Consider the following 12,662-nt stretch of genomic DNA (forward strand, 5'->3'; position numbering starts at 1 on the left):
CAACTAACAGAATTTGAGGTTTTTGAAATGAATGTTTTGATCATTGGCAGCGGTGGCCGTGAACACGCCCTGGCCTGGAAAGTCGCCCAGGACCCTCGCGTCCAGAAAGTCTTCGTCGCGCCCGGCAACGCCGGTACCGCCATTGAAGCCAAGTGCGAAAACGTCGCCATCGACGTCTTGGCCCTGGAGCAACTGGCCGACTTCGCCGAAAAGAACGTGTCCCTGACCATCGTCGGCCCTGAAGTACCGCTGGTGGCCGGCGTCGTGGACCTGTTCCGCAGCCGTGGCCTGGACTGCTTCGGCCCTACCGCTGGCGCCGCCCAGTTGGAGGGTTCGAAAGCCTTCACCAAGGATTTCCTGGCTCGCCACAAGATCCCGACTGCCGACTACCAGAACTTCACCGAGATCGAGCCCGCCCTGGCTTACCTGCGTGAGAAAGGCGCCCCTATCGTGATCAAGGCCGATGGCCTGGCCGCCGGTAAAGGCGTGATCGTGGCGATGACCCTGCAGGAAGCCGAAGACGCGGTGCGCGACATGCTCGCCGGCAATGCCTTCGGTGACGCCGGTTCGCGGGTGGTGATCGAAGAATTCCTCGATGGCGAAGAAGCCAGCTTCATCGTGATGGTCGACGGCAAGAACGTCTTGCCGATGGCCACCAGCCAGGACCACAAGCGCGTCGGCGACGGCGACACCGGCCCGAACACCGGCGGCATGGGTGCCTACTCCCCTGCCCCGGTGGTCACCGCCGACGTGCACCAGCGCGTCATGGACCTGGTGATCTGGCCGACCGTGCGCGGCATGGCCGATGAAGGCAATGTCTACACCGGCTTCCTGTACGCCGGGTTGATGATCGACAAGGCCGGCAACCCGAAAGTCATCGAGTTCAACTGCCGCTTCGGCGACCCGGAAACCCAACCGGTGATGCTGCGTCTGCAGTCGAGCCTGGTGCTGCTGGTGGAAGCCGCCCTGGCGCAAGCGCTGGACAAGGTTGAAGCCCAGTGGGATCCACGCCCAAGCGTCGGCATCGTGCTGGCCGCCGGCGGCTACCCTGCCGACTACGCCAAGGGTGACCTGATCCAGGGCCTGGACGCCGCGGCTACGCTGGAAGGCAAGGTGTTCCATGCTGGGACCGCGCTCAAGGATGGCCAGGTGGTTACCGCCGGTGGCCGCGTGCTGTGCGCCACCGCCATGGGTGCCAGTGTCGATGCCGCCCAGCAGCAAGCCTACAAGCTGGCTGCAAAAATCGACTGGCAGGGCTGTTTCTACCGCAAGGACATCGGCTATCGCGCCATTGCCCGTGAGCGGGGCGAGAGTCAGTAAACAGCTATCCGTTCGGCTAGGCAGGGGCCTTTGGCCCTTGCCGTCCCATTACGGTCCCGCGCATAGTTAACCCCGTGCATTAACCTACGAAGGGATTTCGCCGTGCGCTGGCTCAGGATCGCCATAATCTTCACGGTCAGTCTGCTGACCCTGCTCTGTCTGTTGCCGGCCCAGGCCGTTGCGCAAGGCAGTGGCTGGGCCGTATTGCTTGATGAACAGGCCGACCTGCAATTGAGCGATATTCGCTCGCCACGCTACATCAACCAATTCAGCCCTATTGAACTGGAACGGATCACCGCCGCCGAACCCAACGGTGCGCTATGGGTACGTTTCAAGCTGCAACCCGGCAAGCACGAGCAAGTGCTGCGGGTCTTCGCGCCGGACCTGGCGCATCTCAATCTGTATGTGCTGGACGGCGACACGCTGATCGAGCAGATCAACACCGGCACCCGCCAACCCCAGGCCGAACGCCCACTGCCCAGCAGCGAATTCATGCTGCCCATGCCCCAGAGCCAGAAGCCCCTGGATGTGTATGTGCGCCTGGTCTCGGAGCATGAGCTGCGGCCCTACCTGACCCTGGAACCGGCCGTGCAGGCCGCCGCCAACCAGACCCAGACCCTGGTCTACGGCCTGTTGTTCGGCTGCCTGCTGATGCTGATCCTGCACAACCTCACCCGCTACGCCTACCATCGCTCGCGCAGCAGCCTGTGGCTGGCGGCCTGCGAAGTGCTGCTGATGCTCAGCCTGTTGCTGTTGCTCAACCTGCTGGGCCCGTGGCTGCCGAACTGGCAGGCGGTGCAAACCCCGGGCGCCTACATGGCGTTGCTGCTGACCGCGCCATGCGGCCTGATGTTCGCCTACCGTTTCTTCGCGCCATTGGGCCCGCACCCGCTGAACAAGTTGCTGATGGCGGACATCCTGTTGATCGTGCTGTGCGGCCTGTTGCTGCTGTTCGTCAACACCCTGCCGCTGAATATCATCACCTACGCCCTGGTGGCGCTGGCCGGCCTGAGCATGCTGTTTGTCTCGGCCTACCACTGGCAAAAAGGCTACCGGCCGGCACGTCTGTTCCTGCTCGCCATGGTGGTGTTCAACACCGGCACGCTGATTATCCTCCCGGCCCTGCTGGGCCTGACCCTGGTGGCGCCGCAAGGCCTGATCATCACCTTGCTGGCGGTGATCTGCGTCAGCGGCCTGTTGATGAGCCAGGCCCTGGGCGAGCGCCAGCGCAGCATCGTCGAGGATCGCTTCAGCCTCAGCCGCGACCTGGCTGCCAGCAATGCCGAAATTGCGGCCAAGGCCGAGTTCCTGGCGAAGATCAGCCACGAAATCCGCACCCCCATGAACGGCGTGCTGGGCATGACCGAGTTGCTGCTGGGCACGCCGCTGTCGGTCAAGCAGCGCGACTACGTGCAGACCATCCACAGCGCCGGCAATGAACTGCTGACCCTGATCAACGAGATTCTCGACATCTCCAAGCTCGAGTCCGGGCAGATCGAACTGGACGATGTGCAGTTCGACCTCAATGCCCTGATCGAAGACTGCCTGAGTATTTTCCGCGCCAAGGCCGAGCAGCAGAACGTCGAACTGATCAGCTTTATCCAGCCCCAGGTGCCACGGGTCATCAGTGGCGACCCGACGCGCCTGCGCCAGGCCCTGTTGAGCCTGCTGGAAAACGCCCTGCAAAAGACCGACGAAGGCGAAGTGCTGATCGTGGTCGCCCTGGATGAGCGCAGCAGCAAACCGCGCCTGCGCATCGCCGTGCAAGACAGCGGCGTGCCGATGGAGGCCGCCGAGCGCGATGCCCTGCTGCACAGCGAACTGCACAGCAAGAACTTCCTCTCGGCCACGCGCCTGAGCGGCCACCTCGGCCTGGTGATCGCCCGCCAGCTGATCCTGTTGATGAATGGCGAGTTCGGCATCAAGGCGGGCAGCCAGCAAGGCAGCACCCTATGGCTGACCTTGCCCCTGGACCCGGAGCGCCTGGAACACCCGACCTCCGACCTCGACGGCCCGCTGCAAGGCGCACGGGTGTTGGTGGTGGACGACAACGACACCTGCCGCAAGGTGCTGGTGCAGCAATGCACCGCCTGGGGCCTGAATGTCAGCGCCGTACCGTCGGGCAAGGAGGCCCTGGCCCTGCTGCGTACCAAGGCGCACCTGCGCGACTATTTCGATGTGGTGCTGCTGGACCAGAACATGCCCGGCATGACCGGCATGCAACTGGCGGCGAAGATCAAGGAAGACCCGAGCCTGAACCACGACATCCTGCTGATCATGCTCACCGGCATCAGCAATGCGCCGAGCAAGATCATCGCGCGCAACTGCGGGATCAAGCGCATCCTGGCCAAACCAGTGGCGGGCTACACCCTCAAGACCACCCTGGCCGACGAGTTGACCCAGCGCAGCAAGGGTGTGGTCCAGCCGCGCCATGCCGCGCCGAACGTCCCCGTGACCATCACCGTGCCCAGCGATTTCCGCATCCTGGTGGCCGAAGACAACAGCATCTCCACCAAAGTGATTCGCGGCATGCTCGGCAAGCTCAACCTGCAACCCGACACGGCCAGCAATGGCGAGGAAGCCTTGCAGGCGATGAAGGCCCAGCGCTATGACCTGGTGTTGATGGACTGCGAAATGCCGGTGCTCGATGGCTTCTCCGCGACCCAGCAATTGCGGGTCTGGGAAGTCAGCAACCAGCGCACCCGCACGCCGGTGGTGGCGCTGACCGCGCACATCCTCTCGGAACACAAGGAACGCGCACGCCAGGCCGGGATGGATGGGCATATGGCCAAGCCGGTAGAACTGTCGCAACTGCGCGAGCTGGTGGAGTACTGGGTGACACAGCGCGAGCAGCCGCAGGAGCAGGCGCACACGTCCTGAATTGGAACGCCCCGCTCACCACAACGCTCTGTGGGAGCTGGCTTGCCTGCGATAGCATCACCTCGGTGCAACTGAAACACCAGGGTGCCTGCATCGCAGGCAAGCCAGCTCCCACACAAGCCCACTCCCACATTGGTTCGCAGTCGCGCCTTCTGGCCCACAAGCCTGATAAACTCCCCCTCGCCCTTCCTTCGCTGTGAGCTCCCACCATGCTCCACGTGTTGTTCAGCGTTTATTTGAAGATGCTGGTGCTGTATAGCCCCTTCTTCGTCCTGTCCTGCTTTATCAGCCTGACCCGGGGCTATTCCAGCAAGGAGCGGCGACGCCTGGCCTGGAAGGTCGCTCTGGCGACGCTGGTGTCGAGCGTGTTGCTCTACCTGTTTGGCCGGGTGATTTTCAGTGTATTTGGCATCACCGTGGACGCCTTCCGCATCGGCGCCGGCAGTGTGCTGTTTATCTCCGCCCTGGGCATGGCCCAGGGCAAGTCGGCAGTGCAGACCGACAATGTGCAGCAGGACGTGACTATCGTCCCCCTGACCATCCCCTTGACCGTCGGCCCCGGCACCATCGGCGCACTGCTGGTAATGGGTGTCAGCCAGCCCCATTGGGATGACAAGCTCATGGCCATTCTCAGCATCGCCCTGGCCAGCCTGACGGTGGGTGTGGTGCTGTATCTGTCCAACCGCATCGAACGCATCCTCGGCGACCAAGGGCTGCAGATTGTCAGCCGCCTGATGGGCTTGTTCGTCTGTGCGCTGGCGGCGCAGATCATCTTTACCGGCGTACGCGGTTACCTGGTGCCCTGAGGCCCCGGTCAGATCCGATATTGGGCGATGGCCAGCAAGACCTTGTCGCCCGCACTCTCACGCAACTGCTGGAGGGTTGCGTCGTTGACCACGGCAGGGTTGAGCATCAGGCAGGTCTGGCCGCTGTAGGCTTCGACCGTGGAGCTGTCCCATTCAAAAAACGGCACCCCCACTTTCTTGCTGACGCCCTGGGCGCTGTAGGTCACCAGCACCATCAACACCTCACCGTCGACCTCGGAACAGGACGCCAGGCCAAAGTCGCCGCCCTCATGGTTGACGATGTTGCGCTTGAACAGATCAAAGGGTGCCGACAGCTGTTTCAAGGCGTCGAAAGCATCCGCCGCCAATTTGGGCAGCACCATTGCCAGGGAGCCTGACAGAAACGTCGAGGCCACCGTGGAGGTGATGATATTCAGCGCCGCCACCTGCACGCTCAGCCCCTTCACGGAGGTGGTGACGCGCTCGAAACTGCTGCGTATCGGCAGCCACCCCAGGTTGCCCATGACCTTGATGAACTCGTCGTACCAGGCCTGCGTGCCGCGCCCCACTTTCAGCACATCACTCACGTAGCTACTGGCCAACAGGTAACTCTTGCGGGTGTATTCCTTGTTGAGGCGGCTCATGCCCGCGACAAACGAAAACACACTGTTATTGATCACCGCGCCATTCAGGTCGCCGTCAGCCTGCACCGGCGCCGGCGAACCCGCCGGCCGGCTGCTCAGCGGCAGTCGGTACGCTGCGATCAGCTTGTTCTTTTTAGCCAGATTGATTCGTTTATGTTTGCGCTCCATAACTGTTTCTCCACAAAAACCCACATGGGCTTACAAGAAACACTAGTCGCGTGATTGAACTTTTTTCAGGGGGTACGGAGAGCGTCATTTCACCGTAGGAAAAATCAGAGTTTGTTGCACCCCGCGTAAATACTGGGGATGGGGTGACACCTGATAATCGCAGGCTTACTTTCTGCAACTGAAAGAGAGGAACCGTTAATGGCATTGCGAAATGACGCGGCAGAACACAGAGGTTTCTGTCATCAATGATTAGCCTTTTCTGACAGATCAGCGGCCCCATTGCGGGGCCGCTGCCGTTTCAGGAGGCCGGTTTCTCGCCATACCAGCGTGGCGTGTACACCCACTCACCACCGCCCACCCGAGGGAACGCGCAGGTGGTGGACGAACCGATCAGCACCATGGTGCGCATGTCCACCTGGTCCGGGGTCAGTTGGCCCAGGGTGGTGGTGCGCAGCGTTTGCCCGGGGCGACCGATATCGCGCCCCAGCACTACCGGCGTGGCGGCGAGGCGGTGCTGGGCGACGATTTCCAGGGCACGCCCCAATTGCCATGGGCGCGAACGGGAGATGGGGTTGTAGAACGCCAAAGCCAGGTCGGCCTGGCAGGCCAGGTCCAGGCGTTTCTCGATGATGGACCAAGGCTTGAGGTTGTCCGACAGCGACATCACGCAGAAGTCATGGCCCAACGGCGCACCCGCCTGGGCCGCGGTGGCGAGGGACGCCGAGACCCCCGGCAAAATTTCCAGCTCGACCCGCTGCCAGGCCGGGTCGCTGGATTCGTGCAGCGCCTCCAGCACCGCCGCAGCCATGGCGAACACCCCTGGGTCGCCGGAAGACACCACCACCACCGAACGCCCCTGGGCCGCCAGCTCGAAAGCATGCCGTGCCCGTTGCATCTCTTCGCGGTTATCGGTGCAGTGCTGCACCTGGTCGGCGCGAAACGGCCCGGCCATGCGCACATAGGTTTCGTAACCCAGCACATCGGTGCAGCGCGCCAGTTCTGCCTTGACAGCCGGCACCATCAACTCGGCTGCGCCGGGGCCCAGGCCGATCACGGCGAGACGGCCACGGGGGCGGCCCAGTTGCGCCAGGTCCACGGGCCCGGCGGCCGAGTGGATGATGATATCGGGGCCTGCCGCCAGCGCCGTAAAGCGCAGCGGCACGCCCAGTTCCAGCGCCGCCTCATGCAGTTCGCCACTGGCCATGTCGGCGTCATCGGCCAGCAGGCACGCCAGGGACTGCACGGCGATGCCGTCCTGCTGCAACGCCTGGCGCACCCGCGCGGCCAAGCCGACGCCGGGGCGGCAGGTGACCCAAGTGTTTTTCGGATAGATCAGCAGCTCATTGGCCGCCGGCACGCGCTCGGCACTGCCGACATGAATGCTCAGGCGCGCCTGCTGGTCCTGCGGCAGGTTGGCCTGCTCCAGCCATGGTGCGGCGCCTTCAATGCGCACCTGTTCGCCGGCCAGCAGGTCCGAGACAAAACGCTTGCCCAGCTCAAGGTCCGCCAACTGATAACCCTGGGGCGGATTGAGCAGGCAGGTGCCAAAGCGCAGTTCACCACTGGTGGTAATCGCAGCCGCCACCCCCAGGGCCGCCGCGATTTCCCGCGCCATGATATTCACCCCGCCCAGGCCGCCGAGCAACGGCACCACCGCACTGCCGTCTTCAGCGACGGCCAGCACCGCCGGCTCTTCGCCTTTCTCCAGCAACAGCGCCGCCAAGGTGCGGATCACAATCCCGGCCGCGCACAGGGCAATGATCGGCGTGCCCTGTTGATACAACTGGCGCACGGTCGCGCCAAATTCGCTGTAGGCCTGGTCGGCGCCTTCCACCCGGCCTGCCAGGCCGTGGATCAAGGCGCCGGGGTACACCTGCTGGATGCTGCGCGCGGTGGCGAGGCTGCCCTGGCCGAGAATGACGATCGCCGGCGTCATCACCCTTGCCACCTTTCGCCCGGCACGATGATCAACGAGAAATATGGCGAAGACATGGGCTCCACCTGATCCAGCGCGACGATTTTCTGGTTGGCCATGGTGGCGCGCTCCACATACAGCGCACGCCCGGCCAGCCCCAGCTCCTCCAGCACCTGGCGCACCTTGGTGAAGTTGCGTCCCAGCTTCATGATCACCGCCGCATCGGCATCCGCCAGGCGGCGTTTGAGTTCGTCGTGGGGCAGCACCCCGGACAATACCGACAGGCTCTGGTTGCGATACACCAAAGGCGCCCCCAGCACCGAGGCACCGCCGAGCATCGAGCACACCCCGGGGATGACTTGGGCGTCATAGCGCTCGGCGAGGCGGTCATGCAGGTACATGTAGGAGCCGTAGAAGAACGGGTCGCCTTCGCAGATCACCGCCACATCGCGCCCGGCATCCAGATGCGCGGCCACATCAACACTGGCCGCGTCGTAGAAATCGCTGATCACCTGTTCATAGGACAGCGGCGCCGGCAAGGCTTCGGTGGTCACCGGGTACACCAGCGGCATCAGCGTCTGCTGGGGCACCAGGTGTTCTTCGATAATGCCGAACGCATTGCCCTTCTTGCCCTTGGCGACGAAGTACGCCACCACCGGCGATTCGCGCAGCAGGCGCAGGGCCTTGAGGGTAATCAGTTCCGGGTCGCCGGGGCCGACGCCCAGGCCGATCAAACGTCCACGCGCCTGCATCATTCGACCTCCGTAGCCAGGGCGTTGACCGCTGCGGCGGCCATCGCACTGCCGCCCAGGCGGCCTTGCATGATCACAAACGGCACGCCACGGCTGTCTGCGGCGAGCATCGCCTTGGACTCGGCGGCGCCGACAAAACCCACCGGAAAACCGAGGATCAGCGCCGGCTTGGGGGCGCCAGCGTCGAGCATTTCCAACAGATAGAACAACGCAGTCGGCGCGTTGCCGATCACCACCACACTGCCTGCCAGGTGCGGGCGCCACAATTCCAGGGCGGCAGCGGAACGGGTGTTGCCCAGCTCCCGCGCCAGCTCCGGCACGCTATCGTCACGCAAGGTGCAGATCACTGGGTTATTGGCAGGCAGGCGCGCACGGGTCACGCCTTCGGAGACCATCCGCGCATCGCACAGGATCGGCGCACCGGCGGCCAGGGCCTCACGGCCGGCTTTGCCTGCGCCTTCAGAAAACTGCAAACCGTCGATAGCCTCGACCATGCCGCAGGCGTGAATCACCCGCACGGCGAGTTTTTCCAGGTCGGCCGGGATGCGATCCAGCTTGGCCTCTGCGCGAATGATCGCAAAGGAGTTGCGATAGATCTCCTGACCGTCGCGGATGTAATCAATCATCGGTGTTGCTCCGTGGACGGGCACGCAACACGGCGCCCGCCGCTTCAATAGAAAGGTTGTGCGCGTGCAGGCGGCCGAAACCCGGCTGGCCTGCATCGCGAAAATAGAGGTCGTAGTGCCCGGTGCCCACTGCCAGCAGGGTGACCGGGGCAATGTGTGCCGCAGCGCAGGTGCGTGGGCAGCCAGACAGGTGCACATCAAGGCCATGGCCCTGGAGCAGCGTGGCCAGGTGCAGGGCGTCGGCCTTGGTGTCGGCCAGGGCCTTGGCGCAGCCGCTGGAACCGGTGCAGGCAATCAGCCGCGCCAGGGCCTGGTCGGCGGAACAGAGGAAGCCCAATTGCGCCAGGCCCGCCGTCACGCGCACGGCGGCGTCCGGGGCCAGGTTGGGCAGCAGCAGGCCTTGCCACGGGGTGAAGCGCAATGTGCCGTCGCCCTGTTCGAGGGCCAGTTGCGCGGCGCCACGCAGCATGCTCGAGTCCAGGCGTCCTAATGGCGTGACCGCCGCCACATAGACCTGCTGCGGTTGGCGCTGTGGATAAGTGCCCAGGCGCAAACTGCTCGGGTTGGCGCGGCGACGATAGCCATCGGCGGGCAGTACCGGCAGGCGCAAGCGCCCGACGAAGTTATCCACAGACGTGTGTGTCAGCAGGTCGCGCATGCGGTTCTGGTCGGGTCGGGCCAGCTCAAGAAACAGTTCCAACACCGCCACGACCAGCTCATGGCCTTGCTCCAGGGGTACGGCGCCCAGCGGCCTGTCACGCCCCGGGCAACCGGCCAGGCCGAATGCCAACAAGGTCTGGCCCTGCGCGGGGTAAGCCGATAACCACAGGTCGTGATGATGTTCGAGCATCGCCAGGGCTTCGCCGCCATCCAGTTGCACGGCGAACTTGGCCGACAACTCATGGAACCGTGGATGGGTCTGCAGGGTGGCGAGGATCTGCTCCGCCAGGGGCCGGGTGTCCAGCAGCATGTCGCGGTCGATGCCCGCGCCGGGGCTGAGCATCACATTGCGCACATCATCGCCCGCAGCGGTGGTCGGGCCCAGGCCTGCGGCCAGCAGGTGCGCGATCAAACCCTCGTGCTCCAGGCCAATGCCGCGGATCTGCAGGTTGGCGCGGTTGGTCGCCTCGATCACCCCGCCGGCGTAGCTCTGCGCGGCGTGTGCCACGGCCAGCGCCTGCGCGGCGGTGATGACCCCACCGGCCAGTTTGATCCGGCAAATCCCGCCATCCAATGCCTGGACAATACGCAGCAACCCCGGACAACCCGAGGGACGTTTGCTGGCGGACAGAGGAAGTGGCTTCACGGGGGCTACCGGTTCACGGGTAAAGGCGCGGTATTATGCCTGCTTTGTCCGGCAGCATGAAAAGCCTGCCCGTCGGATGTCGTTCAAGGAATCAATATGTCGCCCTGGCTGACAGTAGTAGGCATTGGTGAAGATGGCTTCAAGGGCCTGGGCAGGAATGCCCGGCATGCTCTGTTGCGCGCCTCTCGTATCATCGGCGGCCAGCGCCAGCTGGATTTGCTGCCGGTGTGCATCCGCGGCGAACGCGAGCTGTGGCCCAGCCCGTTTTCCCTGGAGCCGCTGCTGGCACGGCGCTTTGAACCGGTGTGCGTACTGGCCAGCGGCGACCCGATGTTCTACGGCGTCGGCGCCAGCCTGGCGCGGCAGGTGGCGGCGGATGAGCTGTTGATCCTGCCGGCGCCTTCGTCGGTGTCACTGGCGGCGGCGCGCCTGGGCTGGCCGTTGCAGGACGTGGTGACACTGTCGGTGGTCGCCCGCCCGGTGGCCGCGCTCAATGCTCATCTGGCCAGCGGCGTGCGCTTGCTGGTGTTGAGCAACGACGGCCAGAGCCCGACGGCCATCGCCGCGTTGCTGCGCGCCAGCGGGTTTGGCCCGAGCCGCCTGAGTGTGTTTGAACACCTCGGTGGCGCGGCCGAACGGCGTATCGATGGCCACGCCGAAAGCTGGCAAGACCCAGCCATTGCCGCGCTGAACCTGGTCGCCATCGACTGCCTCGCCGACGCCAATACCCCACGCCTGTCGCGCCTGGCCGGCCTGCCGGACTCAGCGTTCAAGCATGACGGCCAACTGACCAAGCGCGATGTGCGGGCCATGACCCTCGCGCGCCTCGCCCCCACCCCTGGCGAATTGCTGTGGGACGTCGGCGCCGGCAGCGGCTCCATCGGCATCGAGTGGATGCGCGCCCATCCCAGCTGCCGCGCCCTGGCGATTGAAGCCGACGCTGGCCGCCAGCAACTGATCGAACATAACCGCGATGCCCTCGGCGTGCCTGGCCTGCAATTGATTCGCGGCAGCGCGCCCCAGGCCCTGGCAGGGCTGGAAGCGCCTGATGCGATTTTCATCGGCGGCGGCGTGACCCGCGACGGCGTGCTCGACACCTGCTGGCAACACCTGCGCCCCGGTGGGCGGCTGGTGGCCAATGCCGTGACCCTGCAAAGCGAAATGACCCTGATGGCCTGGCGCGCGCAACACGGCGGCGAGTTGACCCGCATCCACGTGGCCCAGGCCCAGCCCCTGGGCGACTTCGATACCTGGCGCCAGGCGCTGCCCATCACCTTGCTTGAAGTGCTCAAGCCGCTATGAAGCGCATCCTGCTGCTGGGCGGCGTGACGGAAGCCCTGGCCATCGCCCGCACCCTGGGGCCCCAGCATATCTACAGCCTGGCCGGGATTGGCCGGGTGCCCACTGACCTGAGGTGCCAGGTGCGCGTCGGTGGTTACGGCGGCGCCGCAGGGCTGGCGCAGTTTATTCGCGAACAGGGCATCGACCTGCTGCTGGACGCCACCCATCCCTACGCCGCACAAATCAGCGCCAACGCCGCCCAGGCCGCGCGCTTGTGCACGATCCCCTGCTGGGCCCTGCGCCGTCCCGCCTGGCAGCCACAACCGGGTGATGACTGGCGTGAAGTCAGTGACTGGAGCGAACTGATCGAGGCATTGAAACCCTTCCAGCGCCCACTGTTCACCCTCGGTCGCGAACCGCTGCAACACCTCGATGAAATCCCCGCCGGGCAGTTCTGGACCTTGCGCGCCCTGGACGTCTACCCCGGCAACGAACGCTGCGAAGTGATCGGCGCCCGTGGGCCGTTTTTGATCGAGGATGAACGGGCGTTGTTCGAACGACGGCGGATTGATGTGCTGATCAGCAAGAACAGCGGCAGCAGCGCCACCGAACCCAAGCTGGAGGTGGCCCGCGAGCGCGGCATACCGGTGGTGGTTTTGCAGCGGCCGGTGTTGGCGGGGGTGGATCGGGAGTTTTTGACGGTCGACGCAATACTGCAGGTTTTATAGAACAACACAGCTCAAATGTGGGAGTGGGCTTGCCCGCGATAGCGGTGTATCAGTCAGCATATTTGATCCTGACATACCCCAATCGCGGGCAAGCCCGCTCCCACATTTAGGACTGCGGTGTTTTCGCGATTGGTAATCCTGCGTTCGCGTCTATCATGATAAGCACAGCCACTGACATCACTGCGACACCAAACCACACCAGCAACTTTTACTTATGCCCCCCGATCAGGCTAAATACCCACCTGATCGCTTAACCC

10 protein-coding genes are annotated in these 12,662 nt (G+C 64.3%); 5 read left to right on the plus strand and 5 right to left on the minus strand.

Annotated features, from left to right (window positions below):
* Positions 1-27: 27 nt before the first annotated feature.
* The 3 genes from purD to HBR93_RS04260 all read left to right on the plus strand — a co-directional run bounded on the left by purD (position 28) and on the right by HBR93_RS04260 (position 5,006).
* Positions 28-1,320 carry a phosphoribosylamine--glycine ligase gene (gene purD, locus HBR93_RS04250; protein ID WP_057437548.1) on the plus strand — a complete coding sequence of 431 codons (1,293 nt, stop codon included), beginning with the start codon at positions 28-30 and terminating at the stop codon, positions 1,318-1,320.
* A gap of 102 nt (positions 1,321-1,422) precedes the next feature.
* Positions 1,423-4,200 (plus strand): hybrid sensor histidine kinase/response regulator, encoded by a 2,778-nt coding sequence (locus HBR93_RS04255; protein WP_120731447.1) that lies wholly within the window; start codon positions 1,423-1,425, stop codon positions 4,198-4,200.
* A gap of 209 nt (positions 4,201-4,409) precedes the next feature.
* The gene (locus HBR93_RS04260) at positions 4,410-5,006 is read left to right on the plus strand and encodes a MarC family protein (protein ID WP_057437546.1); all 597 of its coding nucleotides are present in this window, start codon (positions 4,410-4,412) and stop codon (positions 5,004-5,006) included.
* Positions 5,007-5,014: 8 nt separating this feature from the next.
* Here the strand turns inward: HBR93_RS04260 and HBR93_RS04265 are convergent, their stop codons facing one another.
* The 5 genes from HBR93_RS04265 to cobG form a co-directional block, all read right to left on the minus strand.
* A complete protein-coding gene (locus HBR93_RS04265) occupies positions 5,015-5,797 on the minus strand; it encodes a hypothetical protein (RefSeq protein WP_120731444.1) in 783 nt (260 codons plus the stop codon).
* Between the two features lie 298 nt (positions 5,798-6,095).
* Positions 6,096-7,733: a precorrin-3B C(17)-methyltransferase gene (gene cobJ, locus HBR93_RS04270; protein WP_115127292.1), complete on the minus strand. Its 1,638-nt coding sequence runs from the start codon at positions 7,731-7,733 to the stop codon at positions 6,096-6,098.
* Positions 7,733-8,464: a precorrin-2 C(20)-methyltransferase gene (locus HBR93_RS04275; RefSeq protein ID WP_029297692.1), complete on the minus strand. Its 732-nt coding sequence runs from the start codon at positions 8,462-8,464 to the stop codon at positions 7,733-7,735. The genes cobJ and HBR93_RS04275 overlap by 1 nt, the downstream gene beginning before the upstream one ends.
* Positions 8,464-9,090, minus strand: coding sequence for a precorrin-8X methylmutase (locus HBR93_RS04280; RefSeq protein WP_057437540.1), 627 nt, complete (start codon positions 9,088-9,090; stop codon positions 8,464-8,466). The genes HBR93_RS04275 and HBR93_RS04280 overlap by 1 nt, the downstream gene beginning before the upstream one ends.
* On the minus strand, positions 9,083-10,381 hold the full coding sequence (gene cobG, locus HBR93_RS04285) for a precorrin-3B synthase (protein WP_169960029.1): 1,299 nt from the start codon (positions 10,379-10,381) through the stop codon (positions 9,083-9,085). The genes HBR93_RS04280 and cobG overlap by 8 nt, the downstream gene beginning before the upstream one ends.
* Positions 10,382-10,492: 111 nt before the next feature.
* Here cobG and cbiE point away from each other — a divergent pair, with 111 nt between their 5' ends.
* On the plus strand, positions 10,493-11,698 hold the full coding sequence (gene cbiE, locus HBR93_RS04290; RefSeq protein WP_115127291.1) for a precorrin-6y C5,15-methyltransferase (decarboxylating) subunit CbiE: 1,206 nt from the start codon (positions 10,493-10,495) through the stop codon (positions 11,696-11,698).
* The gene (locus HBR93_RS04295; RefSeq protein WP_169959866.1) at positions 11,695-12,405 is read left to right on the plus strand and encodes a cobalt-precorrin-6A reductase; all 711 of its coding nucleotides are present in this window, start codon (positions 11,695-11,697) and stop codon (positions 12,403-12,405) included. The genes cbiE and HBR93_RS04295 overlap by 4 nt, the downstream gene beginning before the upstream one ends.
* Positions 12,406-12,662: the final 257 nt, after the last annotated feature.

Origin of the sequence: Pseudomonas sp. WS 5411 (assembly GCF_012985595.1) — a bacterium.
Taxonomy (GTDB): domain Bacteria; phylum Pseudomonadota; class Gammaproteobacteria; order Pseudomonadales; family Pseudomonadaceae; genus Aquipseudomonas; species Aquipseudomonas shahriarae.